Source organism: Terriglobia bacterium (assembly GCA_020072815.1).
Taxonomy (GTDB): Bacteria; Acidobacteriota; Terriglobia; order Terriglobales; family Acidobacteriaceae; genus Angelobacter.
The window spans coordinates 285571-312295 of the sequence record JAIQGE010000012.1 but is presented as its reverse complement, the minus strand read 5'-3'; the positions used below and the strand labels follow the sequence as shown (position 1 = coordinate 312295).

27 protein-coding genes are annotated in these 26725 nt (G+C 59.1%); 10 read left to right on the top strand and 17 right to left on the bottom strand.

What is annotated here, in order from left to right; all coding sequences use genetic code 11:
- The first annotated feature begins 24 nt into the window (after positions 1-24).
- On the top strand, positions 25-1341 hold the full coding sequence (locus tag LAO20_16645; protein MBZ5533060.1) for a Xaa-Pro peptidase family protein: 1317 nt from the start codon (positions 25-27) through the stop codon (positions 1339-1341).
- 181 nt (positions 1342-1522) lie between these two features.
- Here the strand turns inward: LAO20_16645 and LAO20_16640 are convergent, their stop codons facing one another.
- On the bottom strand, positions 1523-2269 hold the full coding sequence (locus tag LAO20_16640) for a hypothetical protein (protein MBZ5533059.1): 747 nt from the start codon (positions 2267-2269) through the stop codon (positions 1523-1525).
- Between the two features lie 141 nt (positions 2270-2410).
- On the opposite strand from LAO20_16640, the gene LAO20_16635 reads away from it, so the two are divergent.
- Both LAO20_16635 and mdh read left to right on the top strand, forming a co-directional pair.
- Positions 2411-3832, top strand: coding sequence for an NADP-dependent isocitrate dehydrogenase (locus tag LAO20_16635; GenBank protein MBZ5533058.1), 1422 nt, complete (start codon positions 2411-2413; stop codon positions 3830-3832).
- A 29-nt stretch (positions 3833-3861) separates the two neighbouring features.
- Positions 3862-4788 (top strand): malate dehydrogenase, encoded by a 927-nt coding sequence (gene mdh, locus LAO20_16630; protein MBZ5533057.1) that lies wholly within the window; start codon positions 3862-3864, stop codon positions 4786-4788.
- A 165-nt stretch (positions 4789-4953) separates the two neighbouring features.
- Here the strand turns inward: mdh and LAO20_16625 are convergent, their stop codons facing one another.
- The 4 genes from LAO20_16625 to LAO20_16610 all read right to left on the bottom strand — a co-directional run bounded on the left by LAO20_16625 (position 4954) and on the right by LAO20_16610 (position 7594).
- Positions 4954-5550 (bottom strand): hypothetical protein, encoded by a 597-nt coding sequence (locus LAO20_16625; protein ID MBZ5533056.1) that lies wholly within the window; start codon positions 5548-5550, stop codon positions 4954-4956.
- 14 nt (positions 5551-5564) lie between these two features.
- Positions 5565-6095: a peptidylprolyl isomerase gene (locus LAO20_16620; GenBank protein MBZ5533055.1), complete on the bottom strand. Its 531-nt coding sequence runs from the start codon at positions 6093-6095 to the stop codon at positions 5565-5567.
- A gap of 30 nt (positions 6096-6125) precedes the next feature.
- Complete coding sequence (locus tag LAO20_16615; protein ID MBZ5533054.1) at positions 6126-6884, bottom strand: peptidylprolyl isomerase; 759 nt, start codon at positions 6882-6884, stop codon at positions 6126-6128.
- A 71-nt stretch (positions 6885-6955) separates the two neighbouring features.
- Complete coding sequence (locus LAO20_16610; protein ID MBZ5533053.1) at positions 6956-7594, bottom strand: peptidylprolyl isomerase; 639 nt, start codon at positions 7592-7594, stop codon at positions 6956-6958.
- A gap of 219 nt (positions 7595-7813) precedes the next feature.
- Between LAO20_16610 and LAO20_16605 the strand changes: the two genes are divergently transcribed.
- The 4 genes from LAO20_16605 (at position 7814) to LAO20_16590 (ending at position 11420) form a co-directional block, all read left to right on the top strand.
- Positions 7814-8404, top strand: coding sequence for an RNA polymerase sigma factor (locus tag LAO20_16605; GenBank protein MBZ5533052.1), 591 nt, complete (start codon positions 7814-7816; stop codon positions 8402-8404).
- Positions 8401-9237 carry a HEAT repeat domain-containing protein gene (locus LAO20_16600; protein MBZ5533051.1) on the top strand — a complete coding sequence of 279 codons (837 nt, stop codon included), beginning with the start codon at positions 8401-8403 and terminating at the stop codon, positions 9235-9237. The genes LAO20_16605 and LAO20_16600 overlap by 4 nt, the downstream gene beginning before the upstream one ends.
- Before the next feature lie 186 nt (positions 9238-9423).
- Positions 9424-10533 carry a hypothetical protein gene (locus LAO20_16595; GenBank protein ID MBZ5533050.1) on the top strand — a complete coding sequence of 370 codons (1110 nt, stop codon included), beginning with the start codon at positions 9424-9426 and terminating at the stop codon, positions 10531-10533.
- Between the two features lie 17 nt (positions 10534-10550).
- Entirely contained in the window at positions 10551-11420 is an 870-nt protein-coding gene (locus LAO20_16590) for a hypothetical protein (protein MBZ5533049.1), read from the top strand.
- A gap of 63 nt (positions 11421-11483) precedes the next feature.
- On the opposite strand, the gene LAO20_16585 is transcribed toward LAO20_16590, so the two are convergent.
- The 7 genes from LAO20_16585 to LAO20_16555 form a co-directional block, all read right to left on the bottom strand.
- On the bottom strand, positions 11484-12974 hold the full coding sequence (locus LAO20_16585) for a dipeptidase (protein MBZ5533048.1): 1491 nt from the start codon (positions 12972-12974) through the stop codon (positions 11484-11486).
- A complete protein-coding gene (locus LAO20_16580; protein MBZ5533047.1) occupies positions 12971-13666 on the bottom strand; it encodes a DUF5715 family protein in 696 nt (231 codons plus the stop codon). Before LAO20_16580 ends, LAO20_16585 begins: the two co-directional genes overlap by 4 nt.
- 362 nt (positions 13667-14028) lie before the next feature.
- The gene (sdhB, locus tag LAO20_16575) at positions 14029-14775 is read right to left on the bottom strand and encodes a succinate dehydrogenase iron-sulfur subunit (protein MBZ5533046.1); all 747 of its coding nucleotides are present in this window, start codon (positions 14773-14775) and stop codon (positions 14029-14031) included.
- Positions 14775-14972: a hypothetical protein gene (locus tag LAO20_16570; protein MBZ5533045.1), complete on the bottom strand. Its 198-nt coding sequence runs from the start codon at positions 14970-14972 to the stop codon at positions 14775-14777. Before LAO20_16570 ends, sdhB begins: the two co-directional genes overlap by 1 nt.
- A gap of 153 nt (positions 14973-15125) precedes the next feature.
- Entirely contained in the window at positions 15126-16913 is a 1788-nt protein-coding gene (gene sdhA, locus LAO20_16565) for a succinate dehydrogenase flavoprotein subunit (protein ID MBZ5533044.1), read from the bottom strand.
- Positions 16914-17022: 109 nt separating this feature from the next.
- Entirely contained in the window at positions 17023-17760 is a 738-nt protein-coding gene (locus LAO20_16560) for a DUF1691 domain-containing protein (GenBank protein ID MBZ5533043.1), read from the bottom strand.
- Positions 17761-18076: 316 nt separating this feature from the next.
- The gene (locus tag LAO20_16555; protein MBZ5533042.1) at positions 18077-18847 is read right to left on the bottom strand and encodes a hypothetical protein; all 771 of its coding nucleotides are present in this window, start codon (positions 18845-18847) and stop codon (positions 18077-18079) included.
- A 177-nt stretch (positions 18848-19024) separates the two neighbouring features.
- Here LAO20_16555 and LAO20_16550 point away from each other — a divergent pair, with 177 nt between their 5' ends.
- Positions 19025-20695 carry a M20/M25/M40 family metallo-hydrolase gene (locus tag LAO20_16550; protein MBZ5533041.1) on the top strand — a complete coding sequence of 557 codons (1671 nt, stop codon included), beginning with the start codon at positions 19025-19027 and terminating at the stop codon, positions 20693-20695.
- Positions 20696-20952: 257 nt separating this feature from the next.
- A complete protein-coding gene (locus LAO20_16545; protein MBZ5533040.1) occupies positions 20953-22251 on the top strand; it encodes a Xaa-Pro peptidase family protein in 1299 nt (432 codons plus the stop codon).
- 82 nt (positions 22252-22333) lie between these two features.
- Here the strand turns inward: LAO20_16545 and LAO20_16540 are convergent, their stop codons facing one another.
- The 3 genes from LAO20_16540 to LAO20_16530 form a co-directional block, all read right to left on the bottom strand.
- On the bottom strand, positions 22334-22690 hold the full coding sequence (locus tag LAO20_16540; GenBank protein ID MBZ5533039.1) for a four helix bundle protein: 357 nt from the start codon (positions 22688-22690) through the stop codon (positions 22334-22336).
- Positions 22691-22776: 86 nt separating this feature from the next.
- Positions 22777-24354, bottom strand: a complete 1578-nt coding sequence (locus tag LAO20_16535) for a peptidase S10 (protein MBZ5533038.1) — start codon at positions 24352-24354, stop codon at positions 22777-22779.
- 74 nt (positions 24355-24428) lie between these two features.
- Complete coding sequence (locus LAO20_16530; GenBank protein ID MBZ5533037.1) at positions 24429-24596, bottom strand: hypothetical protein; 168 nt, start codon at positions 24594-24596, stop codon at positions 24429-24431.
- Between the two features lie 283 nt (positions 24597-24879).
- On the opposite strand from LAO20_16530, the gene LAO20_16525 reads away from it, so the two are divergent.
- A complete protein-coding gene (locus LAO20_16525) occupies positions 24880-25101 on the top strand; it encodes a hypothetical protein (protein MBZ5533036.1) in 222 nt (73 codons plus the stop codon).
- 3 nt (positions 25102-25104) lie between these two features.
- Here the strand turns inward: LAO20_16525 and LAO20_16520 are convergent, their stop codons facing one another.
- Together LAO20_16520 and LAO20_16515 are read right to left on the bottom strand one after the other, a co-directional pair.
- Positions 25105-25386 carry a 4a-hydroxytetrahydrobiopterin dehydratase gene (locus LAO20_16520; GenBank protein MBZ5533035.1) on the bottom strand — a complete coding sequence of 94 codons (282 nt, stop codon included), beginning with the start codon at positions 25384-25386 and terminating at the stop codon, positions 25105-25107.
- Between the two features lie 85 nt (positions 25387-25471).
- The gene (locus LAO20_16515; GenBank protein ID MBZ5533034.1) at positions 25472-26578 is read right to left on the bottom strand and encodes a response regulator; all 1107 of its coding nucleotides are present in this window, start codon (positions 26576-26578) and stop codon (positions 25472-25474) included.
- Positions 26579-26725: the final 147 nt, after the last annotated feature.

Genomic DNA, 26725 nt, shown 5'->3' with positions numbered 1-26725 from the left:
TCAGGAAGAATTCGGGAGAAACCCATGCCGCGCAGAATCATACTCGCCCTGCTTTTTGCACTCTTAACCGTTGCCGCTTACGCCACCGAACGCCAGAACAACGCCGACTATCGCGCCCGCCGCGTGGCGATGGGCAGAGCCATGAGCGCCGACAACGGCGCGCTGATCCTGTTTGCTCCCACCGAGGCGGAAGGCCAGAACGATCTCTACGGGTTTCGCCAGGAAGACAACTTCTACTATCTCACCGGCTGGGCGGAGCCTGGCGCGGCGGTCCTCATCAACGCCAATCCCTATACAGAAATTCTTTTTCTTCCTGAGCACAACCTGACGCAGGAGAAGTGGACCGGTCCCAAGCTCGGCCCGGACAGCCCGGATGCCGCCAAAATCACCGGCTTTGACAAAGTCGCCAGCCTGGACAAAATGCATGACGAACTGCTGAAGGTCCTGCCGCAGCCGCGCGCGCTGGTTTATGCCGACCTGGGCAGCAACGGGCAGACCACGGCCTCCACCGGCCCCATGGAATGGTTGCGGCGCGGCAACTCGTTTCCTAACTACGTCGCGTTCCGTGATGCCCACCAGCTCTTCGGGCGCTTGCGCATGATCAAGGACGCGGGCGAAGCCCAGCTCATCACGCATGCCACCGACGCTTCCGCCGCGGCCCACCGCGCGGCGCTCAAGGCCATCCACCCGGGCGTTTCAGAACGCGAAATCTCCGCGCTGATGCAATATGAATTCGGCAAGCGCGGCTGCGAGCGCCCCGCGTATTCGCCCATCGTCGGCTCCGGTTTCTATTCCACCGTGCTGCATTACTCGGATGACGACAAGATCATGAAAGACGGTGACGTGGTGGTGATGGACGTAGCGGGCGAGTATTCCATGTACGCCTCGGACATCACCCGTACCGCGCCGGTCAACGGCAAGTTCACCGCGCGCCAGCGCGAGATCTACAACATTGTTCTCGGCGCGCAGGAAGCGGCCATCCAGGCCTTCCATCTGGGAATGTCGCGGCTGGAACGCGGCACGGGCGCAGATTCGCTCTACAAGGTCGCCTTCGATTACATCAACACCCACGGCAAAGACCTGCACGGCGGGCCCCTGGGGAAATATTTCATCCACGGCCTGGGCCATCACGTGGGCCTCAACGTCCATGACCTCAACGACCCCGCGCCGCTCAACAAAGGCATGGTGTTTACCCTGGAGCCGGGGATTTACATTCCGGAAGAGAAGCTCGGCGTGCGTATTGAAGACGTGTTTTACGTTGATTCGGACGGCAAGCTGGTCATGCTGAGCAAAGGCCTGCCCCGCACCGCCGACGAAGTGGAGCAGGCGATGAAGAAGTAGCAACCTTAGCCCTCGACGCAGGCGATTGAAAGTTTTTCCAATCGAAGCTCTCCAACCCTGTCATGTTGAGCGAAGGCCAAGCCCGCGTCGCGGGTGAAGGCGTAGTCGAAACATCCCGAAGATGATTCAGTCACCCATGCAGCTTCAGGGCGCCCTCATCATGCCGCGTTGCCCTTGGCCGTCACTTCACCGCCACCGCCAGCGTGTCATGGTGCTCGCGGATGAATCGCCGCAAATACGGCCCGATCTGGCTGGGAGCTTCGAAGCCGGCGGCTTTGGCGGCGGCCTCCTGGTCTTTCGCCGGGACGTCGGCGCTTTCGGCGTAATGTTTCAAATCGCGGAACACGCCGATGGTGAAGATGTCCCACGCGGCCCCCTGGTCGCGGACGAAGATGAAATTCTCCGGCTCTTTGATTGCTTTGGCGTAGACGTTTTCCATTTCGCGTTCTTTGTACAGGTCGGCGAATTTGCCTGGCAGCGCGATGAACATTTCCACGTGGAAGAATGCTCCCGCGGCAAAGGCTTTCCGCAGATCAGCCAACGGCGGACCATATACAAACAAGTCTTCCTGCCAGGCGATGTTCTCCGCGATCTTGGTCGCGATTGCCTGGGCCGCCTGCTGGCGCTTGGCGACGCGCTCTGGCTTGTAGAAATCCGCGTAGCTTCCCATCGGCGCCAGGATCATCAAGTCCCAGTGGTCACCCTGGCTGTGCCGCATCCACAGCGGAGCCTCATCCCCGGCTTCCTTCAATCCCGCGGCGCGAGCTTTGTACAGGTCAATCAGCTCCGGCAGCTTGCCCGGCGCGGCCTGCACCAGGCTGACTTTGTAAAGATAAGGCGTATCCGCCGCCAGGGCCGCAGGGCAGCCAAAAGTCGCCCCGCAAATGCCCAGCACAATCACCAACCGAACCAGTGTGATCTTCGTCATAGGTGGTTTTTTCCCGAAAAACTAGACTTGGAGGAACCGTTCACAATGCTCTGCGCGTTCCAGGCGATTGCGCCGTGTCCGCAGCGGATGTTAACTTAATAAGTTTGGATTGTGAACGGATTTCCATCCGTGGAGGAACCAATGGCGTCTTCATATAACGGTGTACCGCTTCCAGCAGGCGGCAAGGCTATCACTTTCAGCGGCGGCAAGCTGCAAATTCCTGACAACCCCATCATCCCGTACATTGAAGGCGACGGCACCGGCCGCGACATTTGGGCCGCCTCGGTCCGCGTGTTTGACGCCGCCGTGGAGCATGCCTACGAAGGCAAGCGCAAGATCCACTGGTTTGAGACTTTCGCCGGCGAGAAGGCCTTTACCAAGTTCGGCAACTGGCTGCCGCAGGAAACCATTGACGCCATCCGCGACCTCCACATCTCCATCAAAGGCCCGCTGACCACTCCGGTGGGCGGCGGCATCCGTTCGCTGAACGTGGCGCTGCGCCAGATTCTCGACCTCTATGGCTGCGTCCGCCCGGTGAAGTACTACCAGGGTGTGCCTTCGCCGGTGAAGCATCCGGAGCAGGTGGACATCGTCATCTTCCGCGAAAACACGGAAGACGTGTACATCGGCATTGAGTGGAAGCAGGGAACGCCGGAAGTAAAGAAGCTGATTGATTTCCTCAACAACACCATGCTGGCCGGGACCAACAAGCACATCCGCGAAGATTCCGGCGTAGGCATCAAGCCGATTTCCATCTTCGGCACCAAGCGCCTGGTGCGCATGGCCATCCAACACGCTATCAAGGAAAAGCGGAAGAAGGTCACCCTGGTGCATAAAGGCAACATCCAGAAATTCACGGAAGGCGCCTTCCGCGAGTGGGGTTACGAACTGGCATGCGATGAGTTCCGCGACCAGATCGTTACCGAGCGCGAAAGCTGGATCCTGGACAACAAGGACAATAATCCGAACATTTCCATCGAGCAGAATGCGGCCCTGGTTGAGCCGGGAATGGAATTCGCCGCCGAGAGCTTCAAGCAGGAAGTCTACGCGGAAGTGAAGAAGTGCCTGGATTCCATCGGCAAGTCGCACGGCAACGGCGCGTGGAAGAAGAAGATCATGATCAATGATCGCATTGCCGACTCCATCTTCCAGCAGATCATCATCCGTCCCGCCGAGTATGACATTCTGGCCACGCCCAACCTCAACGGCGATTACCTCTCTGACGCCAGCGCCGCGCAGGTGGGCGGGCTGGGAATCGCGCCGGGCGCCAACATCGGCGACCAGCATGCCATCTTTGAAGCCACGCACGGCACCGCGCCCAAGTACGCGGACAAAGACGTGATCAACCCCGGTTCGGTGATCCTGTCCGGCGTCATGATGTTCGATTTCATGGGCTGGAATGAGGCCGCGCGGCTGATTGAAAACGCCATGGAAGCCACCATCCAGAAGAAGATGGTGACCTATGACTTTGAGCGCCAGATGCCCGGATCAACCAAGGTGAAGACCAGCGAATTCGCCACGCAGATGATCAACAACATGGCGGGCCAACTGGCAAAAATCTAACCCAGCAGGTTTTCAGGAGAGATATTTTCATGCGCAAGAAAGTGACTATCGTCGGGGCAGGGAACGTAGGCGCCACTGCGGCCCACTGGATCGCTTCCAAGGAGCTGGCCAACGTTGTCCTGATTGACGTGCTGGAAGGCGTTCCCCAGGGCAAGGCCCTGGACCTGCTGGAAGCCATGCCGGTGGAGAAGCGCGATTCCTATGTGCTGGGCACCAACGACTACGCTGACACCGCGAATTCGGACATTGTAGTGATCACCGCCGGCATCGCGCGCAAACCGGGCATGAGCCGCGACGACCTGCTCAACACCAACTTCAAAATCATGCAGGACGTGGTGGCCAAGGTCGTTGCCAACTCGCCCAACTCAATTTTGATTGTCGTCTCCAACCCGCTGGATGCCATGTCCCAGGCGGCTTACAAGCTGAGCAAGTTCAATCGCAACCGTGTGCTGGGCATGGCCGGCGTGCTGGATTCTTCGCGTTTCCGCACCTTCATCGCCCAGGAACTCAACGTGAGCGTGGAGAACGTGACCGCCTTTGTGCTGGGCGGCCACGGTGACACCATGGTCCCGCTGCCGCGCTACTCCACGGTGGCGGGGATTCCCATCACCGAGCTGATTCCCAAAGACCGCCTGGACGCCATCGTGCAGCGCACGCGCGACGGCGGCGCGGAGATCGTCAAGTATTTGAAGACCGGCAGCGCATACTACGCGCCTTCGGCCTCGGCGACAGAAATGGTCGAGGCGATTCTTAAGGACAAGAAAAAAATCCTGCCGTGCGCCGTCTATCTCCAGGGCGAGTACGGGATCAAGGACCTATTCGTGGGCGTGCCGTGCAAGCTGGGCGCGAACGGGCTGGAGCAGATCATCGAAATCAAACTGACTCCGGAAGAGCAAGCCGCCTTGCAGAAGAGCGCAGACGCGGTGACGGAACTGGTGAAGGTGATTGGAGTGTAAGAAAGATCGCCGGAATTGCCAAAGATTGCCAAGATCGCCGAAATTTGAAATTAGATTTTGCTTGAGTTTTGGCGACTTGGCATCTGCAGTTGATTTGAAGTAGGAATGTCTTTCCGATCCCGGCGATGTCGCGCGATGACGGCGATTCCGGCGATCTCCAAGCACTCATTCCATCGCAGGAATGCTTGCGGTGCTTTCTTCCGCGCCAGCTTTCCCATACCCCTTCATGATTTCCTCGGACACGGTTTGCAGAATCACCTTCAAGTCCCAGCGGGCAACGATCAGCACCGGCGCCTCAAAGTAAAGTGACTCGAAGCGCTCCGTCCGCATAATTTCGCTCAGTCCCGCAGGGCTGGCCACGGTGTACTCGTAGGTCCATGTGTGTCCGCTCGCGGGGTCCCGCGCCTGCAGGTAAAGTTCGTCAAAGAAGCTGTCGGGATCAGGCGGTCCAGTGACCAGATCAGTCTTGCTGAAATAGTAGTTCAAGAATTCTGGGCGGTTGAATTTTCCATCGCTGTCGCGAGTAATCGCGGGAAGTCGGATGGGGAAGCCAATTTCTTTCCCGATGGCTGCCGGCTTTTTCTTTCCATCGTCCAGCAGCTCTGGTTCGGGCACGGGCGCATCCACAAGATGACTTTCCGCCACCGAGGACATCCCAGTGGGCATTCCCCCGCGAATCTCTGAGGACCTGGCCAGCGCCCGCGCTATGACGAGCAGCAGGACGAACACCGCGACGTAGATCAGAATCTTGACTGGCTCCACAGAGAGTGCTCCGCCTACGTGGTCCGCTCGATGGTGATGGAGTTGATCACCACGTCCTTCAGCGGACGGTCCTGCGCGCCCTTCTTGACCGTGGATATCTTGTTGGCGACGTCCTGGCCTTCCACCACCTCGCCAAAGATGGTGTGCTTGCCGGTGAGCCAGTCGGTGGCGGCCACGGTGATAAAAAACTGTGAGCCGTTGGTGTTGGGGCCCGCGTTGGCCATGGCCAGCTTGCCCGGCTTGTCAAAGCTGTGGGGCGAGCCTTTGGTTTCGTCCTCAAAGCGGTAGCCCGGCCCGCCCATGCCGGTGCCGCTGGGGTCGCCGCCCTGGATCATGAAGTCGGGAATCACGCGATGGAAAATGGTGCCGCTGTAGAGCGGGCCGTCGCCCTTTTTCTTGCTCACCGCGTCACTCCAACTGCGCTTGCCTTCCGCCAGGTCCATGAAGTTCTTGGTGGTGATGGGCGCTTCTTTCTCAAACAGCCGGCAAACGATTTTGCCTTCGGTGGTGTCAAAGATCGCGTAGGTTCCGGGCTGACGGGCCATATTTTTCCTCTTTCGCTCAAGGTTGAGATGCTAGGGTTTGGGTGACGGCGCAGGCTTGGGCGTTGTGCTTTTCTTCTTGGCCGGCGACGGAGCGGCCGGACCGTGTCCGGCAATCTCCACGTGCTTGATCTTCACCGGCTCCAACGGACGGCTGTTGTTGTTGGAGCACGTTACGCCTCCGCTGCAAGGCATGCGCGCGATCCTTTTCACCAGATCCACGGACGCGTCATCGCACTGGCCAAAGAGCGTGTAGCCGCTGTTGGGTGGGCGGCGCCCGCCCATGCAGCCATTGGGATCCAGGCAGGGATTCAGAAAAGGCACTTCTTTTTCCGTGATGAAGAATTGCGAGCTGTTGGTGTTGGGCCCGCGGTTGGCCATCGCCAGGCGGCCGGGTTTGTCGAACAGCAGATCGGCGTGCAGCTCGTCTTGAAAGGTAAAGCCCACGTCGCCGGAGCCTGTCCCGGAGGGGTCGCCGCCCTGGATCATGAATTCAGGAATCGTTCGATGGAAGATCACGCCGTCATAGAGTGGCTTGCCGTGGACGATCTTTCCGGTCAACGGTTCCTTCCAATCCTTGGTGCCCTTGGCCAGACCAATGAAGTTGGCGACCGCCTTGGGCGCTTGGGTGGGGAACAGCTCACACTTCAAATCGCCGGCCGTAGTGTGCAGGATGGCGACCGGATTTGCCGCCGGGACTGGTTTCTTGGTTTTGGCCGATGAAGTGGACTTGGCTGGCAGCTTCTCGGTAGCAGTCTGAGCGGACAGCGCGAAGCTGCCAAGCACAAGCATTGCGGCGATAAGACTCAAGGTGCGGGTTTGACGAGTCAATGCAGTCATTTTTCTCATGGCTCCGCGATGGGTCATTGCGCTTTGGCCGGCGAGTCCGACTTGGCCGGTTCGGCGTTGGGATTGACGATCTCAATGTGGTTGATCTTCACCGGGTCTGCCGGACGGTTCATGGGGCCTGCAGGCATGCGCGCGATTTTTATCACCAGTTCAACCGACTTGGCATCGCACTGGCCGAAGATGGTGTGCTTGCCGTTCAGATGCGTGGTGGGAACTTCCGTGATAAAGAATTGCGAACCGTTAGTATTGGGTCCGGAATTCGCCATGGCCAGCCTGCCGGGACGATCAAACGTGAGGCTGGCGTCAAACTCATCTTCAAACGCGTAGCCCGGCCCGCCGAAGCCTTGGCCCAGGGGGTCGCCGCCCTGAATCATGAAGTTGGGAATCACCCGGTGGAAGATGGTGCCGTCGTAGAGGGGCTTGGTCTGCTTCTGCCCGTTCACGGGGCTGGTCCATTGCTTGGTTCCGCTGGCCAGGCCAACAAAGTTCTCCACCGTCTTGGGGGCCTTAGAGGGAAACAGTTCGCACTTGAGGTCGCCCGCCGTGGTGTGGAAGATGGCTACCGGATTGTTGCTCGCTTTCGCCTTGTCATCCGACGCGGAATTGGAATTGGGACCGGGGGTTGCCGCCGCGGCCGGCAGACACAGGGCCATTACGGCCAACATCAGTTTACGCACCATTCGTTGCTCCTGAAGAAGAGGTATCGGGTTCCTATTAAAAATGCATCGGGAAAAGAAGTAAAGCCAGCGTTGCTACCAGCTTACCATCCCCTATACCGGCGGGGGAGCTGTTCCATGTAACCTTTTTACTGGACCCCGGTAATCATCCGGTGAAAGGACAAAACGCCCCTGAAAGTTCCAACGCCCAATGCGATGTCCGACGAAGAGCTGATGGCCCAGGTGCGCAGCGGGGTGGGCGAGTTGCTGGGCGTCTTGTTTGAGCGCTATCACCTGGCGCTGTTCAACTTTTATTACAAGCTCACGTGCGAGCGTGCCCTGAGTGAGGACCTGGTGCAGGAAGTGTTTTTCCGGATTCTGAAATATCGCCACAGTTACAAGCCGGAGACGCCGTTCCGCGCGTGGATGTACCAGATCGCCCGCAACGCCCGCGTGGACTACCTGCGCAAGAGGCGTCCGGAGGCCAGTTGGGAGCCGGAGATGTCGCCGGCGATCACGCCGGATGATCCAGCGCAGCAAAAGCAGGAGACGGCGCTGCTCCACCAGGCGCTGATGGAGCTGACGGAAGACAAGCGCGAAGTGCTGGTCCTGAGCCGCTTCCAGGACCTGAAGTACGAGGACATCGCGCAGATGATGGGCTGCGAGGTGAACACGGTGAAGGTGCGCGTCCATCGCGCGCTACAGGACCTGCGGGAAATCTTCCGCGGTCTGGAGAGCGGCAAGCTGGTCCGCAAGGCGGGCCAGAGAAGGGCCGGTTCGTGGACCGGTCCGGGGAGTTTGCAATGAACAACGAAGCCATGAACTGTGACAAAGCATCGGAATTGTTGCCGGATTACCTGCAGGGCAGCCTGGATGACGTCCGTATGAAGCAGGTGGAAGCCCACGTCGCCCAATGTGCGCAGTGTGGCGACGAAGCGGCGCTGTGGCACAAATTGGGCGCAATGCCGGACGTCCAGCCCAGCCCCATGCTGCGTTCGCGCTTTGAATCCATGCTGGAGACGTACCAGGAAGGCCGCTGGGAGAAAGCCAACCTGACTTCCGAACGTAACAAGTTCCACGACCTGGGCCACCTGTTCAACTGGGTGCGCCGGCCTTCCATGAGCGCAGCCTGGGCCGCAGTGCTGGTGATTGCGGCGTTTCTGGGCGGCAGATATATGGACCGCGGCAAGACCTCACCCGACCCGCAAGTTGCACAGATTCATGAAGAGCTTACGGACATGCGGCAGCTGGTGGTTCTCACCATGCTGCAGCAGCAGTCGGCCAGTGGGCGCCTGCAGGCCGTCAGCTACAGCCGAGATTGGAGTGGGCCGCGCACGGCCCCTGATCCCAAAGTTCTCTCCGCCCTGCTGCACACACTGCAGTATGACCAGAGCGTGGACGTACGCCTGGCCGCGCTGGACGCGCTCACCCGTTACGGCAGCCGTCCGGACGTCCGCAAAGGCCTGATGGACGCGCTGGAAGGCCAGCAGTCGCCCCTGGTGCAGGTGGCGCTGATTGATGCCCTGGTGGACATGCACGATCCCGGCGCGGTCCAGCAGCTCAAGAAATTGCAAGAGAACCCCAAGCTTGATCCTTCAGTCCGCAAGCGGGCCGATTGGGGAGTCACGCAGCTGAGCTAGCTGGCACAGGAAAGCACGCGTTGGCATGCGAGACAAGTGTCAGGGCACGACTTTAGTCGTGTCGTAAAGGAACACAAGCGCCGGAGGCGCGAAATGAGTTAGCCCAGGCCGGCAGGCCTGGGTAGGGGATAACAAGAATCCGAGCCCTGGGGGGGCGACACCTGAATCTCGAAAAGGAAAGCACTTATGCTGAGAGCCAAAATCATCCTCGCACTGTTAGTCACCGGCGCCTTTGCCATCACTTACGCATCGGCCGGCAAAGGCAAACACCAGGCCGCGGGTTTTCACTTTGCCGCAAACCAAGGCGCCGCTCCCGTCGCGGACACCGACGCTGAGGACGACAATGACGTTGATGTTGATGTTGACGTCGAGCCCGATGTCGAGATCGGCGACATCGATGTTGACGCGGAAGACGTCAACGTGGACGTAGATCCCGACGTTGACGCGGAAGTAGACCAGGACATGGACGGAGAGTCAGATCACGGCCGCGACTCCGACTACACGCTGCGCGAGCAGGAGACCATCACCAAGACCTTCAATCTCGGTGGAAGCCATCGCCTGCTGGACGTGGACAACATCAACGGCTCCGTCGAAGTCGTCGGCGGACAGGGTGACCAGGTGCAACTGGTCGTCAAGAAGACCGTCCGGGCGGAATCCAAGGACCGCATGGAAGCCGCCAAGAAGGAAGTTACGCTGGACATCACCGACCAGCCGGACCTGCTTAAGTTCTACGTGAACGGGCCTTTCCGTTGTAACTGCGACGGGGGTTCCGACGGCTGCCGCGGCTGGCACGGCGACCGCGGGTATAACGTGACCATGGATTTCCAGCTGCAAGTACCGCGCAATATTGACATCAAGCTGAAGACCGTCAACGGCGGCCACGTGGACGTCCGCAATGTGACAGGGAAGTTTTCCGTGAACAACGTGAATGGCCGCATTGAAATGCAGGACATCGCGGGCTCTGGCCGCGCGCATACCGTGAACGGCGGGGTGAAGGTCACGTTCCGCGAGAACCCGAAAGAGAACTCGGACTTTGCCACCATCAACGGCAACGTGGACCTGCATTTCGTCAAAGGCCTCTCCGCGGACTTCCGCTTCAAGACCTTTAACGGGAACGTGTACAGCGATTTTGAAATGACTTCGCTGCCGGCGCACAACGCGAGCGCGGAGCAGCACAACGGCAAATTTGTTTTTCGCTCCGACCGCTTTACGGGAGGCCGCATCGGCTCCGGCGGGCCGGAAATCAAAGCAGAAAACCTGAACGGCAACATTCGCGTTCTTGAGCGCCACGAGTAAAACCTATGACTAAATCAATGACCCAACTTCATAAACTGTTTATCGCTCTCATCGTCATCCTAACGTCCGCGGGCTTGCAGCCGCTGCTGGCCCAGAACAACAACAACCGCGTGACGGTGCCCATTGCCGATCCGTCACGGCCCATCCAGCTCCGCGTCCACCTGCTGAACGGCAGCATTACCGTGAAAGGGGCGGACGTGAAAGAAGTCATCGTGGAAGCCAAGTCGCGCGACGATGGCGACGGTGACGATTCCGAAGGCCGCAGAGAACGCCGCCGCGATAGCGACCGCAGTGAAGGCATGAAGCGGATTCCCATGACCTCCAGCGGCCTCAACATTGAATCAGAGAACAACCAGGTCCGGGTCAGCACGGACTCCATCAATCGCAGCTCAGACCTGATTATCACCGTCCCGGTGCACACCTCGGCGTCACTGCATACCGTCAACGGCGGCAACATTTCAGTCACCGGGGTGGATGGGGAACTGGATGCAAATAACGTGAACGGCGCGGTCACGCTGAAAGACATTTCCGGCAGCGCGGTGGCCCACGCCCTGAACGGGCGGGTACTGGTGACGTTCATTCGAGCGGACGCCAAGCCCATGGCTTTCAGTTCGCTCAACGGCAATATTGACGTTACCTTCCCCGCCGGATTCAAAGCCAACGTCAGCATGCGCACCGACAACGGCGAGGTGTACAGCGACTTTGACGTGGCGCTGACCACTACCACGCCGCAGCAGACGGTGGAGGACAATCGCACCAGCCAGGGCGGCAAGTACCGGGTGAAAGTGGACAAGACCGTCCGGGGGACCATCAACGGCGGCGGGCCGGAAGTCCAGTTCAAAAACTTCAACGGCAATATCTACATCCGCAAGGCTGGAAACAAGTAGCGTGCAGCTAATCCGGATTGCCCATTTCTCTCCTCGGGCAATCCGGATTTTCATTCCGATTAACTACTTCTTCTTGCTTTTCGCAATCGCGTCCAGCGCTGCGTCGTCGGCTTTCAGGGCCTTCATGGCCTCGCGACGCTCCGGCGTCAGGTCAAAATTCACGCCGTGCTCGTGAACAAGATCGATGAGATGAGCGCTGGTCACGCGGTTCCCCAGCATGAGCAGCACTTGATCATAGGTAAGCGGGTCGGATTCCTTGTGCTCCGCCTGGAGTCGCTTGGCCGTGGCTTCCACGTCACGCATGACGCGCATGAAGTTGCCGCCCAGGATCTTTAGGAGATCTTCCCGCGAGTAACCGCGCTGGTAAAGCGCCTCAGTGATCTTGGGCAGGTCGGCGACGGAATCAATTCCCTGAGGCAGTGACGTGACGCCATCAAAATCTGAGCCCAGGCCCACGTGGTCCACGCCCGCCACTTTGGCGACGTGGTCAATGTGGTCAATCAGCGATTTCAGCGGCGGCCGCGGAAACTGCGCCGCCCATTTCTTTTCCAGCTCCACCACCTCGTTGTACCCCACCGGACTGCCGTCAGCATGGGCGTGTTCTTTGGTGAACGCCGCAACTTCAGCGTCGCGTTGCTTCATTTTCTCGGGATCGAAGAAGGCTTTGCGGAAGTCTTCGTCAATGAACGCGGAAAAGAAATTCACCATGACCACGCCGTTGTTGAGGGCCACGGCGCGCAGCATGTCATCGGTCATGTTGCGCGGATGGTTGGTGAGCGCGCGTGAAGATGAATGCGACGCGATGATCGGCGCCTGGCTGATCAGCAGCGCCTGGTAGAACGTGGCGTCGGACACGTGCGAAATATCTATGATCATGCCCAGGCGGTTCATCTCCCGCACCACGTCTTTGCCGAAATCGGTCATGCCGTTGTAGTGCTTGACGTTGGGGTCTTTGATGTCGCCGGAGGAATCCGCCCACTCGTTGGTATTGGACCAGGTCAGCGTCATGTACCGCACGCCCAGGCGGTGGAAGTCGCGCAGCAGGCGGACGTCGTTTTCTATCGCGTGGCCGCCCTCAATGCCCAGCAGTGCGGCGAACTTGTGCTGCTGGTGGGCGCGGACAATGTCGTCCGCCGTAAATGCCATGGTCATCTGGTCAGGATGCCGCGCCGCCTGCTGATACACGCTGTCAATCAGGTCCATGGCGCGCTTGGCGTAGTGGCCTTTGAAGTCGGGCTCAACCCAAATGGAGAAGAATTCCGCGCCCAGGTTGCCTTTCTTGATCTTGCCCAGGTCCATGTGGCCGTCAGAGACGGGAGTGTTCTCGCCCAGATCAAAATGTTCATCGAGAAAGCGTTGCGGCGTGTCAGCGTGAGTGTCAATGATCAACGCGGACTCGTGGATGGCCATTGCCGGATCAACTTTGAGCGCAGGCTTGGCTTTGCCCTGACCAGACGCTTTCTTCTGCGGGGCAGACTTGTGCGACGGCTTGGATTGGGGCAGAGCTACGATGGAAAGCAGAAAGAGGCTAAGGACGATATATGTCGGCTTCATTCACGAGCAATTTTATCAGCCGACTGGTTCGCCTCGCGCCATTCTGTGTAACGATCCGACACCATCACGTGGAAACAAGCCTGGCGGCGCTCTTCCGCCACTTCCACCAGGTTCTGGTCCCGCAGGTTCTTCAGGTAATTCTCAATCCACGCGTGCTGCGTGCGGGTGAGGCCGCGTTTGGCCAAGTCCACGGTGATGCCCGCCAGGTGGGACGAGCCGTTTTCGCCGGTCTCCGGCGCGGCATTGCGGTTGCGGCGGCGCAGCGTGTGCTGCTGTTCCATGGTCCGCACCGCGGAGGTCACCTGCAACGGCGTGCGAAATTCAGTGAAATAGGCGGCGCTCATGTCCTGCAGGAAATAGTTGACCCAGGGCCGGGCATAGCGCTTTTCCGGCTTGATGGCCGGACTCACTTTCAGAGCGCGGTTCTCCGCGATGGGTATCAATTCCTGGGTGCGCTCCAGCTCGATCAATTGCTGGTCGTCAGCGATGCGGGGCAGCTGCAGGCGGTCAATCTCTTCGTTCTGCCGCAACTGGGAATCGTGGGAGCCCTTTAACACGGGATTCCAAACCACGCGCCGCGCATGCGCACGGCGACGGGTCGTGGTGTGCACGCTGGTGGCTGGCAGCGCGGTGGCGACCGTCGCAGCCAACAAAAGTAGAGACGAAGCTATCAGTGTGTTTCTGGCGCCCATCGGGTACGTTGGTCCTGTAATGCCTGGTGTTGATTTGATGCCAGATTCTACCCCAGCATCCATACTGTTTCCAGTAAGTTAATCGCCTGAGATTGCCCAAACTTTAGTACCCGCCCGGGGACTAAGCGTTGCCTTTGGCAATCAATAACTTGTGAACTATGACAATCTTTGTCATTTTCCTGTTTTATTTGCTATTGGCCGCCTTGAGGGGGCGATCATGAAGCCCCTTTAATAAACACGGGTCGCCCAGGATGGTTGCGTTAGGGCTCGTCTGGGGTTGAATGCGCATATCCCGAGCCGCTCCCCCGAAGGGGTCAGGGAGGCAGGCTGACTGGCCAGAGAATTTGCTGCGCGGCGCCCCCTTATCCGCGGAAGAAGTCTTTGATCGCCTGCTTCATGACTTCGCGCCCGGTATCAGAGATGGCTTTGGTCAGTGGGATGTCCTTGGGGCAGACTTCCACGCAGTTCTGCGCGAATCCGCATTCCTGAATGCCGCCATCGCCCATCAGGGCCTGCAGCCGTTCGTGCTTGAGCGCTTTGCCCGTGGGATGCTGGTTGAACAAGCGCACTTGCGCGATGGTGGCTGCGCCCACGAACCCCGTGCTTTCGTTGAACTGCGGGCAGGCTTCCATGCAGCAGCAGCAGGAGATGCAGCGCGAAACCGGGTAGTTTTGCTCCTGCTCTGTGGGCGACATGCGCGGGCCGGCGCCCAGATCGTAGGTTCCGTCCACCGGCACCCAGGCCTTCACGCGCTTGAGGTTTTCAAAGATCACGCTGCGGTCCACTTGCAGGTCACGCACCACGGGAAACTTGCTGAAGGGCTCCAGGGTAATGGGCTGCTTGAGTTTGTCCACCAGGGCGGAGCAAGCCATGCGCGCGCGGCCGTTGATCAGCATGGCGCAGGAGCCGCAGACTTCTTCCAGACAGTTGGAATCGTAGGCGATGGGCGTGGTCGTCTTGCCGGAGCGGGTGACGGGGTTGGCGGCAATCTCCATCATCGCGGAGATCACGTTCATGCCGGACTTCCACGTCAGTTCAAACTCTTCCCAATGCGGACTGGCGCCGGGATTTTCCTGCCGCTTGATCTTTATAACGACGGTCTTGGCCATTATCGTCCTGTCTCCCTTACGGCGATGAACTTCAGCGTGGTCATGATGGCGTTCAGCAACGTGATGCCGGCAAAAGCCCAGTAGATCCAGTCATGCTTGGTGATCCCCGCCCACACCAGCGCGCCTGCAATGGCAAAGAACAGGATCGCGGTGTTGCGGTACCAAATCGGCGAAGCGCCGGCGCGTTGTTGTTCCATAAAAACCTTTTAACCACAAAGGACACGAAGGATCACGAAGGATGTTGCCTCGTACGCTCCTGGTGGCTACGGTCGTCGAGCTCTAGTGTCACTCACCGTTCTCGATGTCCTCTCAACCTTTGTGTTCCTTCGTGTCCTTTGTGGTTTGCTTGCCTATTTCGCCATATCATAGCGACGCGGCCTCGGAGGAATCAGCGAAACATCCACCGGCTCAAATTCAAACTTGGGCTCGTCGGCGTCCGGCGCGAAATAAGCTTTGGTTGTCTTCAGCCAGTTCTTGTCGTCGCGGTCGGGGAAGTCCGGCTTGTAGTGCGCGCCGCGCGATTCGTCCCTCATGCCCGCTCCCTGGGCGATCACCCGCGAGAGCTGCAGCATGTTGTACAGCTGCCGCGTGAAGGCGAAGGAGGTGTTGGCCCACATGCTCTTGTCGCCCATGTTGACGTGGCTGAAGCGGTCCAGCAATTCCACCAGCTTGGCGTCAGTCTCTTTGAGATTTTTGTTGTAGCGTATGACCGTGCAGTTCTTGGTCATCAACTCGCCCAGTTCGCGCCACAGGCGGAAGGGGTTCTCCGTGCCGTTGGCCGACATCAGCTTGCCGTTGGCGTCTTCCTGGCGCTTCTTCTCCGAGTCATAAACGCTGCTGGGCACTGCGGCCGCGGATTTTGCATTGTTCTTGGCGTACTGCACCGCTTGCGGCCCGGCCACGAAGCCGCCCCATATGCACGACACCAGCGAATTTGCGCCCAGACGATTGGCGCCGTGGTAGCTGTATTCGCACTCGCCGGCGGCAAAGATGCCGGGGATGTTGGTAGCCTGCTTGAAATCCACCCACAACCCGCCCATGGTGTAGTGCATGCCGGGGAAAATCTTCATGGGCACGTCACGCGGATCGTCGCCCACGAACTTTTCGTAGATTTCCAGGATGCCTTCCAGCTTGCGGTCCAGCGTGGCGCGATCAATGTGCGTCAGGTCGAGATACACCATGGGCTGGCCGTCAATGCCCAGATCTTCTTCGTAAACAATCTTGTGGATGGCGCGCGTGGCCACGTCGCGCGGCACCAGGTTGCCGTACTTGGGATACCACTCTTCCAGGAAATAAAAGCGGTCAGAGGCTGGGATGCTCTTCCAGTCGCGCTTGTCGCCTTTGTTTTTCGGCACCCAAACGCGACCACCTTCGCCGCGCGCCGATTCCGACATCAAACGCAGTTTGTCTTCGCCCGGAATGGACGTGGGATGCACCTGGATGAACTCGCCGTTGGCGTAGTAGCAGCCTTGCTGATAGAGCGCCGACTGCGCTGATCCGGTGCAGACCACGGAGTTGGTGCTCTTGCCGAAGATAGCGCCGATGCCGCCCGTGGCCACGATGAGCGCCTCGCCGGGGAATGTGCGAACTTCCATGGTGCGCAGGTCCATGGCGCAGATGCCGCGGCAGGTACGCTGGCCGTCGAGCACGGCGCTCAGGAATTCCCAGTGTTCGTATTTTGTGACGCGGCCTTCGGCTTCATAGCGGCGGACTTGTTCATCCAGCGCGTAGAGCAATTGCTGGCCGGTGGTGGCGCCGGCGAACGCGGTGCGGTTGAACAGCGTGCCGCCAAAGCGGCGGAAGTCGAGCAGCCCTTCCGGCGTGCGGTTGAAGGGGACGCCCATGCGGTCCAGCAGGTCAATGATCCCCGGCGCGGCGTCACACATGGCTTTGACCGGAGGCTGGTTGGCCAGAAAGTCGCCGCCGTAGATGGTGTCGTCCAGGTGCTGCCAAGTGGTGTCGCCTTCACCCTTCAGGTTCTTGGCCGCGTTGATGCCGCCTTGCGCGCAGACGGAATGCGAGCGCTTGACCGGGACAATGGAAAACAGGTCCACGTTGCCGCCGGCCTCGGCAATTTTGATGACCGCTGCCAGCCCCGCCAGCCCGCCGCCAACTACGATGATTTTGGGATTCGCCATTTTTGAAACCTTTTAACCACGAAGGGCACAAAGGATCACAAAGGAAAGGCCCGGACTATTCTTTCTGCTAGCTCCTTTGTGTTCCTTCGTGTCCTTTGTGGTTAATTTCTCAATGTCCGTTCTCCACGACTTGTTGCGCCGCCGGCAGCTTCTCCGGAGTGTTCAACCACTGTGTCCGGAAGAACGCCCCCATGGTCGCCAGGCCGACCGCGATAAACGCGACGGCGATGCCCGTGCACACCAGGCCAAAGCCTTTGCGCGACCGCTCGCTCACCGTGATGCCCCATTTGGCGGCGAACAGGTACAAACCATACGAGAAGTGCCATGACGCCGCGACGATGCCGATGATGTAAAACGCGATCGCCCAAGGGTGCTGTAATTCCATCTGTACTTTGTGGAAGGCCGCCTGCGGGTTATCCATGAGGTGGACGGGCGCGATGCGCATGGTGTATACGTGCCATCCGATGTACAGGAAGGCGATGCCTCCGGTCCAGCGCTGCGCCGCGTACATGAAGTTGCCGGCCCAGGGATAGTCGCTCACGTTGGATTGCCCGCGGATCCAGATGTAAAAGCCGTAAAGCGCGTGATAGGCCAGCGGGATATATATGCCAACCCACTCCAGCACCGGGACAAACGGCAGACCGCTCAAGAACTTTACTTGGTCGGCATAAGCGCGCGGCCCGTTGGTGGCAAAGGCGTTGGAAATAAAATGTTCCACCAGAAACGCGCCCACTGGGATGATGCCGCTTAAGGAATGCAGCCTGCGCCAGAGGAAGGAACCGCCCTGGCCGGCGCGCAACGGCGGAACACCTTTGGCAACGTTATGAGGCGAGACGGCGCTAGCCATGCTGTATTGTGCGCTCCTTATTCGGGTCCGTCTGCAAGAGCAAACCTTTCATTATGAAACTCTGCGGTAAGCGGCGTCAAACGTGAAGAGCCGCCGTCTGCATTGCCGCCAGACGCAAATCGTACCTGATGCTGCGGACGGCGCCATGATCTGCGTCACACCGGCCCAGGCTGACGGCCAAAATCACCGGGAGCCACCTCGTCACGCGAAGCGCGCGCCGCCAAAAGTGAAACGGCGCAACAGGCAACCACCTATTGCGCCGCTGGATCTGGCTCGGCGGCCCGGTGTTTTCGGCTGCCGTCCGCCTGCAATCCGCTTATTTTTTGCTGGTGAACACCACGCTGACGCTGGTGCCGTCGCCTTCCGCCCCGACGGTTACAATCACCGTGCGTTTTTTGTCCTTGCTTTCCCCGTTGACCATGCCAGAGACCTTGCCCTCGGAGATATGAGTGGTGCTGGAGACCTCCAAGCCTCCAGACCTGAGCTGCTGGTCATAGTAATTCATGACTTTGTCGCTGGCGTCGGAAGTGGTGAAGACGTAGCTGCCGTTTTGTTCCTTGGCATCGCTAAGCGAGTATGTGTTCTTGGGCGAGGAGCCGGGATACACCGGCACCCAGTCCGGCGGCTTGTCCGCGTTGGCGCCGATCTTCATGGTGCCGTCGTCGCTCTTGATTTCTAGATTGCCCTTCTCCGAGTCGGCGGAGAAGGTGGTTTCTTTGCCCTTCTCGTCAGTGATCACCATGGTCCTCTTCTGGGGATCAAACTTCATCTTGGTGGTTTTGCCGGTCTTCTTGTCGCGCACCACCATGGTCCCGGCGTTGTCGTCGCTGGACACGATTTCTGTGTCCGGATTCACGGTTACGGCGAGCTTGGCTGCGGACAGGGCAGGGTTCTTTTGCATCTGCTCACGACTAATGCCGGCCTTCTCCAACTTATGCATGCCGTAGTAATACAAGCCGACAAAGCACAGGATGACGATGACGATCAGCGTCCCGCACCCGCCCAGAACCCAAAGAAGCGCGTTAGATTTCTTGGCCGGAGGCATAGCGCCCGGCGTTTGCGGACCACCTGTTGGTGTCGTGGACATGTGATTCTCCTGTTTTTTGGAATCCGGGGGATGGATTTGACTGGCCATTATACGTCATGACCTTTGCGCGCGAGTAAAGCACATGGCGCGGTGCCCGCATGGTTACCGGATTGCCGGCATTCCTCAAGATGGACATTGGTGCGGCCAACCTTTATCTTTATCCACCGGAGAACCTGAATGTCATTGCGGAATCGTCTCTTTCCCCTGGTCGTCTGTCTCGGTCTCTTGCAGCTTCCCCTGGCGGCGCAGACCGCCGTTGATCCTGACATCAACAAGAAGATTCGCGACGAGGAAGCCAGCCACTCGCAGATCATGCACACCATGCATTTTCTTGCCGACATTTACGGCCCGCGCCTGACCGGTTCGCCCAACCACAAAGCCGCGGCGGACTGGGCCCTGAAGCAAATGAAAGAGTGGGGATTTGAAAACGGCCACCTGGAGCCGTGGGACTTTGGCCATCCCGGTTGGATGAACGAGCGTGCCAGCGGCTACATCGTTGCTCCCGTCAAAGACCAGCTTACGTTCAAAGTCTGGGCCTGGACGCCGAGCACCAAGGGGACGATCACCGCGCAAGTCTTCCAGATGGTCATTCCCGAAAAGCCCAAGCAAGAGGACCTGACAGCTTATTTCGCGATCGTCAAGGACCAAGTGAAAGGCAAGATGGTGCTGGTGGGCAAAGGGGACGCCGTGCCGGTGGTGATTGAAGTTCCTCCGCGACGGCTGGAGGACAAAACGGTCGCCGAGCGTTTTGACCCCAAGAATCCCAATGCGGGGCAATTTGGCCCGCGTCCGGGGCAGCCGCCAACGCCGCCGGAGCCGGGCGTGCTGACGCCGGCGCAGATCAACGAACAGACTGACCAGTTTCTGCTGGCCAACGGCGCCGCCATGCGGCTGAATGATGCGCACATGACCAACGGGCACATCCGCGCCTTCCAGAACCGCACCTACGATCCCGCCAAGGTGGTGCCGACGGTCGTCCTACGCAATGAAGATTTCGGGCGCATCGTACGCATTCTGGCCGACGGCTTGCCTGTGCAGTTGGAATTCAACATCCAGAACAAAGTTTTTCCGGAAGGGAAAACTACGTACAACACCGTCGCGGAAATTCCCGGCACGGACAAAAAAGACGAAGTCATCATGCTGGGCGGGCATTTGGATTCCTGGCACTCCGCCACCGGCGCCACCGACAACGCCATCGGCTGCGCCATCATGATGGAAGCTGCGCGCATTTTGAAAGCCTTGGGAGTGAAGCCGCGGCGCACCATCCGCGTGGCGCTGTGGAGCGGCGAAGAGCAAGGCTTACTGGGATCGCAGGCGTACGTGAAGGAACACTTCGGCTCGTTTGAAGATCCCAAGCCGGAGTACGCCAAATTCGGCGGCTACTTCAACATTGACTCCGGCACCGGACGCGTCCGCGGCCTGGGGGTGTTTGGTCCGCCGGAAGATGCCGACATCCTGCGCCAGATTGTCACTCCGTTTGCTGACCTGGGCGTGGCCGGGGTGATTTCCAACAAGAACCGCCGGGCAGGCGGCACGGACTCAACTTCATTTTCCCAGGCGGGGCTGCCGGGAATCGGCATGGCGCAGGACCCGATTGAATACTTCGCTGACACATGGCACACCAACCTGGACACCTACGAGCGGATCATTGAAGACGACGTGAAGAAAGCCGCGATGGTTGCCGCAGCCAGCGTATACCAACTGGCCATGCGCGATGAGATGCTGCCGCGCTTCAGCAAAGCCGAAATGCCGCCCAAGCCGGAGCCGGGACCGGTCACAACACCGACCGTGCCCAATGGTCCTGCAACCCAGCCGGCAAAACCTGGAACGGCGGGCGCGAAGCCTTAAGACGAAACCCAAAATCTTTGAAACACGGAGGAAAGGAGGACACGGAGGAATGAGGGACGAAGAATCGGTAGTTGCCAAAGCTGGGTAGCGGCTGATTGCAGTTTTGGCAATCTTGGCAATCTTGGCAATTCGGCAATCCTGACAATTCCCAAAATCCTCCGCTTCCTCCGTTCCTCTGTGTTTCAAGGTTTTGGGTTTGGCATTTTCGATCACCAATCTCAGCGGTGTTACTCTATCCATTCCTCCAAGGAGCCCCAATGAACTCTTCTCGCCGCCGTTTTCTGCAGAATGCCGGAATTGCCACGTCTGCCGCGCTTGTCCCACGGGGAGCGCTCTTCGCCGAGCAGGAGGGCCCGTCCAAATTTGTGCCCCAGCCCATCGCCAAACTGAAGTCGCGCAAGGACGAAGCCAAGCCCATCACGATTGAAGAACGCCAGCAACGCCTGGAACGCGCGCGGCGTTTGATGGCGGAGAGCAAACTTGACGCCATCATGATGATCGGCGGAACGAGCCTGGTGTACTTCACCGGCATCCGCTGGTGGCTGAGCGAGCGGTTGTTCGCGATGATCGTGCCGGCGAAGGGCAATCCGTTTTACGTTTGCCCGGCGTTTGAAGAGGACCGCGCGCGCGAACAGATCGTCATGGGCATGGGCGACTCCAAAGCCGACGTCCGCATATGGCAGGAAGATGAAAGCCCTTACCAGCGCATAGCCGACGGCATGAAGGAACGCGGCATCGCCGCCGGAAAGATCGGCATGGAAGAGACGGTCCATTACGTTTTCAGTTCGGGTGTGGGCAAGGCCGCGCCAGCGGCGCAGATCCTGAGCGCCACTCCGGTCACCGCCGGCTGCCGCATGATCAAGAGCGACCACGAGCTGCAACTGATGACCCTGGCCAACCAGGTCACACTGGCCGCCTATGAAGCCGCGTACCTTTCCACCAAAGAAGGCATGACGCAGCGGGACTTCGCGCAGATGGTCTCGGCGGCGCACGCGCAGCAGGGCTTCCAGGGCGGGGCCGGGGTCCAAGTGGCGGAGTCTTCCGCGTTACCGCACGGCTCGGCCAAGCCGCAGGTCATCCGCGAAGGCACCATTCTGCTGATGGACGGCGGCTGCAACGTGGAAGGCTATGACTCTGACATCAGCCGCACGGTCGTACTGGGCAAACCGACGGACAAGATGAAGAAGGTCTTTGAGATCGTGCATCGCGCGCAGTCCGCCGCGCTGGCCGCCGCCAAACCCGGCGTGCAGTGCCAGGCCGTGGATGCCGCGGCACGCAAGGTGATTGACGACGCCGGCTTCGGCCCCGACTACAAACATTTTGGCCACCGCGTGGGCCACGGCATCGGCATGGACGGCCACGAGTGGCCGTACCTGGTTCGCGGCAACACTTTGCCGCTCGCGCCGCGCATGTGCTTCAGCGACGAGCCGGGGATTTACATTCGCGGGGAATTCGGCGTCCGCCTGGAAGACGACATGCACATCACGGAGAACGGTGCGGAGTTGTTCACGCCGCAAAGTCCGAGTTTGGAAGAGCCGTTTGGGAAAAGCTCTTAGGATCGCCGTGATCGCGCGAAATCGCCGTAATCGCGCGGAATCGGAAAAGAAGCCAAGTGTCTTTTCCAGCCGCTCTCGCCCCTCAAGTTCTGGCGGTTTTCCGGGATGCAGTGAAGATTGCTACGAGCTGAGTTGCCTCAGTGAGCAAACTTTGCAATTTCACAGGACGCACAATACCGCTATCTCCGAGCATCTCAAGCCAAAACACGGTTTCATCTGCCTCTTCCACAACAACACCGATCTTCGCGATGAACTCAGCCTTTGACCTTGATCGACCAGCGGCGCGATAGTTGGCCGCCATGCCAGTTGCAGATCTAAGAACTTGCTGAAGGATTACGTTTGCCTCGCGGCTTCGGGGCAGGGCTTGAGACATGCGAATCACGCGCAGAGCAAAGGCCTTGGTTCGCGTTCTTAACTCCTGATGCTTTTCTGAGTTCATTCGCTCCCGTTGTCTGAGCCCCGATCACGGCGATTACGCGCGATCACGGCGATCACGCGCGATTCCGTGCGATTACGGCGATTGCCTTACTTCAGCGCGTTCGCAATGAACCTCCCCACGTCATTCTTCAACTCACCCAGCGAGCTGTCCTGGATGTACATCATGTGGCCGGCGCCGTAGTAGCCCAGGGTGATGCGCGAGTGCTGCGCGTTGTCCAGGCCCATGTGGTTGATGGTGTATTGCGTGGCGTAATAGGGCGTGGCCAGATCGTAATATCCCGAGCCGATGAACAGCTTCATGTAAGGGTTCTTGTCGAAAGCGTCTTTTAGGGCGCGCGCCGTGTCAGGGAAGCCGCCGCGCTGGACGCCCCAGTCCCACTCGTCAAAGCGGAAGCCTCCGCCCAGGATGTAATACTCCAGGTCTGACTTGTAGCCGAGCTCAGTGCGCACGTACTGGTTGAACATGGCGGTGTACGGCGGACGGATGGCGCTCATGCTGGGATCGAACCCCGCGGTCTCGGCGATGCCCGAGCGGTCGCTGCCGGTGAAGCGGCTGTCCAGGCGGCCCACGGTCTTGCGCTGGTCGCGCAGCAGTTCTTTTACAAAGTGCGGCTCGTCCACGCGCAGATCACTGTTCTCGACGTAGGACTTGCTCAATCCGGTGAACTTGGCCAGCCGGTCGGCGACGGCGCTGCGTTCCTGCGGGGTGAGCCGGTCGCCTTTGGCCAGAGCGTCGGCGTAGCCATTGAGCGCCCAGTCTTCCACGTCAGCGCGCAGTTTGTTGAAGTCCTGCATGTCGGGACCAAGTTTCTTGTGGTACCAGGCGGTGGTGGCAAAAGTCGGCAGGAAAAGGACGTAAGGCAGATCGTTGCCGGGAGCGCCGTCTGTGGTCTCAAAGTTCAGGATGCTGGAGATCAGCATGATGCCGTTGAAGGCGATGCCGTGTTCCACCAGATATCCGGAGAGCCCGGCGGCGCGCGTGGTGCCGTAACTTTCGCCGACCATAAACAGCGGCGACGCCCAGCGCTCGTTGCGTCCCAGATACAGGCGGATGAATTCGCCCACGGACTCGATGTCGCCGCGCAGGCCCAGGAATTTGCGCGTTTGGTCGCGCTTGACGGCGCGGCTGTATCCCGTGCCCACGGGATCAATGAACACCAAGTCAGTCTGGTCGAGCCAGGTATGCTCGTTGTCCACCAGTTGGTAAGGAGGCGCGGGCATCATGCCGTCAGCCTGCATCTTCACACGCTTGGGGCCGATGGCCCCGAGGTGCAGCCACACGGATGCCGAGCCGGGGCCGCCGTTGAATGAGAACGTGAGCGGGCGACGCTCGGCTTGCTGGCCGTCCATGGTGTAAGCCATGTAGAAGACGTTGGCTTCCACCTCGCCGGTGTCAGTGTTCTTCAGTGGCATCATGCCGGCTGTGGCGGTGTAATGCAGCGTCTTGCCGCCAACGTGGATTTCATGGTGAGTGACCACGGGAGGCTGCTCGGCCGGTTCTTTCTTGGCTTCGGCCGCAGGTTTGGCGGCTTGGTCGGCTGCCGGGCTGGCCGCCGGCGCCGAGCCCGGAGGCCGGCCTTCACGGTTACGTTGCTGGGCGGTTGCGCTAAGAGCAAACAGCAGTAGGACGGAGAAGGACAAAGTCAGGGCACGCTGTAGCATCATTCTTAACTCCACGGAAGAATTAGACGGGATTCGATAAAACAGGTGAGTTTAGCTGGCGAGCGATCAAAGGGCAATTACGAAACAGAATATTGAGATATGACCGCGCCGCGATGTTCCAGCGGAGTCGCAGGCCTTTTTTCCCAATGCCTGGCGGCGATGACCAGCAGAATCACCAGCAAAATGACCAGGACCAAAAAGGACAAAGCGAAGCGGGCCCCCGGAGTTCCTGCAACTTTCGCCATTTTCGTGTACCTTCCGCTAGCACCATTGGACACCTCCAATCAAGGCAATGCAAGGGACGCGCCCAAGCGTGGCGCGGGCGATTGTCGAGCGCAACAAATCGCGCATACCGCAGGAGTCGTGCCGGCCCGTCTTTTGGAGTGGTTGGTCGGCGTCGTAAGAGCATTACCTGAGTAACTGTACAAAAGTCCGATGATTGAACATCCTAAAGCTGTCTACGGCTGTCCAATGGTCATGCACAAAAGATCCGAGCAAGGGACGATTTCAATACTGGGGACCACGCGTATGAAGAACTGGTTTGTGCCTGCGGCGTTGCTGGGGTTGAGCGGTTTAGGATTGCTTTTTGCCAGCGAACGCGCTCGCGGACGGATGCTGGGCTGGGTTGAACAACTTGCCGATGGCGCCGACTCGTTGGGTGAATTCAGCAGGTTTTATGACGAGCAACTGGAAGCCATCCAGTCGGCTCTTGACCATCTGGCGGAAGCGCTGGAACAGCAGAAAGCCTAGCCTTTAGCCGGCCAACTGGTTGATCTTCTCCGCCATCCGCACGTCTCTTCCTGTGATCCCGCCTGAATCGTGCGATACCAATGCCATGGTGACTTTGTTGTAGCGGATGTCTATGTCCGGGTGATGGTTGGCCTGCTCCGCGGCGTCGGCGATTTTATTCACGAAGGCCATGGCCGCCTTGAAATCAGGAAACTCGAACACGCGCTGGATGGCGATGCCGTTGCGCCCCCAGCCGGGAAGTTTGCCCAGGGCCTGCTGGATTTCTGCATCCGTGAGGACAGCCATACGCACACCTCTCTGCGAAACGAATCAAAATCCGAAGGGATCATTGTATCGCTGGAAGGGTCATAAGAGGTGAGTGAACAGGGTGCTATTTCGGCTGGAGTTCGAGCGATTTGGTCAGAGGATAAGTGAATTTGTAGATCTGCGAATTGATCTCTTTGCGGAGGTCTTCCCAGATGGTGTCCGGCATTTCCAGAAAAACGCGGGCAACTTCGGGATCAAACTGGGTGCCGGCGTAGCGCTCCACTTCGTCGCGGGCCACGCTGATGCCCTGGGCGGCACGATACGGGCGGTCAGAGGTGATGGCGTCCAAGGTATCGGCCACGGAGAAGATGCGCGCCCCTACCGGGATTTCATTGCTGTGCAAGCCGCGCGGATAGCCGGTTCCGTCATAACGCTCCTGGTGCGCGTAGACGATTTCCGCAGCCTCGGAGAGAAAGGGGATCTTTTTCAGCATCTGGTAGCCACGGAAGCAATGCTCCCGCATGATTCTGGTTTCTTCCTGAGTCAGGGCGCCGGGTTTGCGCAAAATGGCGTCAGGAATGGCCATTTTTCCAATGTCATGGAGGAAAGCGCCGCGGGCGATGACCCGTATTTTCTCTCCCGACAGCCCCATGGCGCGGGCGATGGCGATGGTGAAGGCGGTGACTCGCTTGGAGTGGCCTTCAGTCTCAGCGTCTTTCAGGTCGAGCGCATCGCCCAGGGCTTCCAGCGTGATGTCGTACGAGCGCTCCAGGTCGGTCATGGCCTGGCGAAGTTGCTCGGTCCGGGCCGCCACCAGAGACTCCAGGTTGGACTGGTAGGCGCGGTTATCCAGCTTCAGGCGGCGGTGCTCCAGGGCCCGGGCCACAATGTTGAGGAGCTGTTCGCGCTCAAACGGCTTCAGCAGGTAGTCGTAAGCGCCGTTGCGGATGGTGGCCAAAGCGATGGAAATATCATGCTGGGCGGTGACCATGATCACCGGCATGTCCGGATACTTTTCTTTGGAGCGGTCCAGCAGGGCGATGCCGTCCATTTCGGCCATCATCAGGTCAGACAGCATCAGCTCAAATTCGCCCGTGCTGTTCAGAATGGCCAAGGCTTCCATGCCCGAGCAGGCCTGCCTGGTTTTGTAACCAGCGGCGCTCAGCATAGACGAGATGATCTCCCGAATGGGCTCTTCGTCGTCCACGACCAGGATTCGCTCTGCATCCATTGGGTAAATCTAACCTTTTTGGGAGGATTTTTAATGTATCCCAGGTTAACCGGAAATACAATGACCAAAGGGTATAAACCCCGATGCCGATAGTAATCTATGATATATAAGTTTCCACTCGATTAAGATAGCCGTTTGAACCGATAA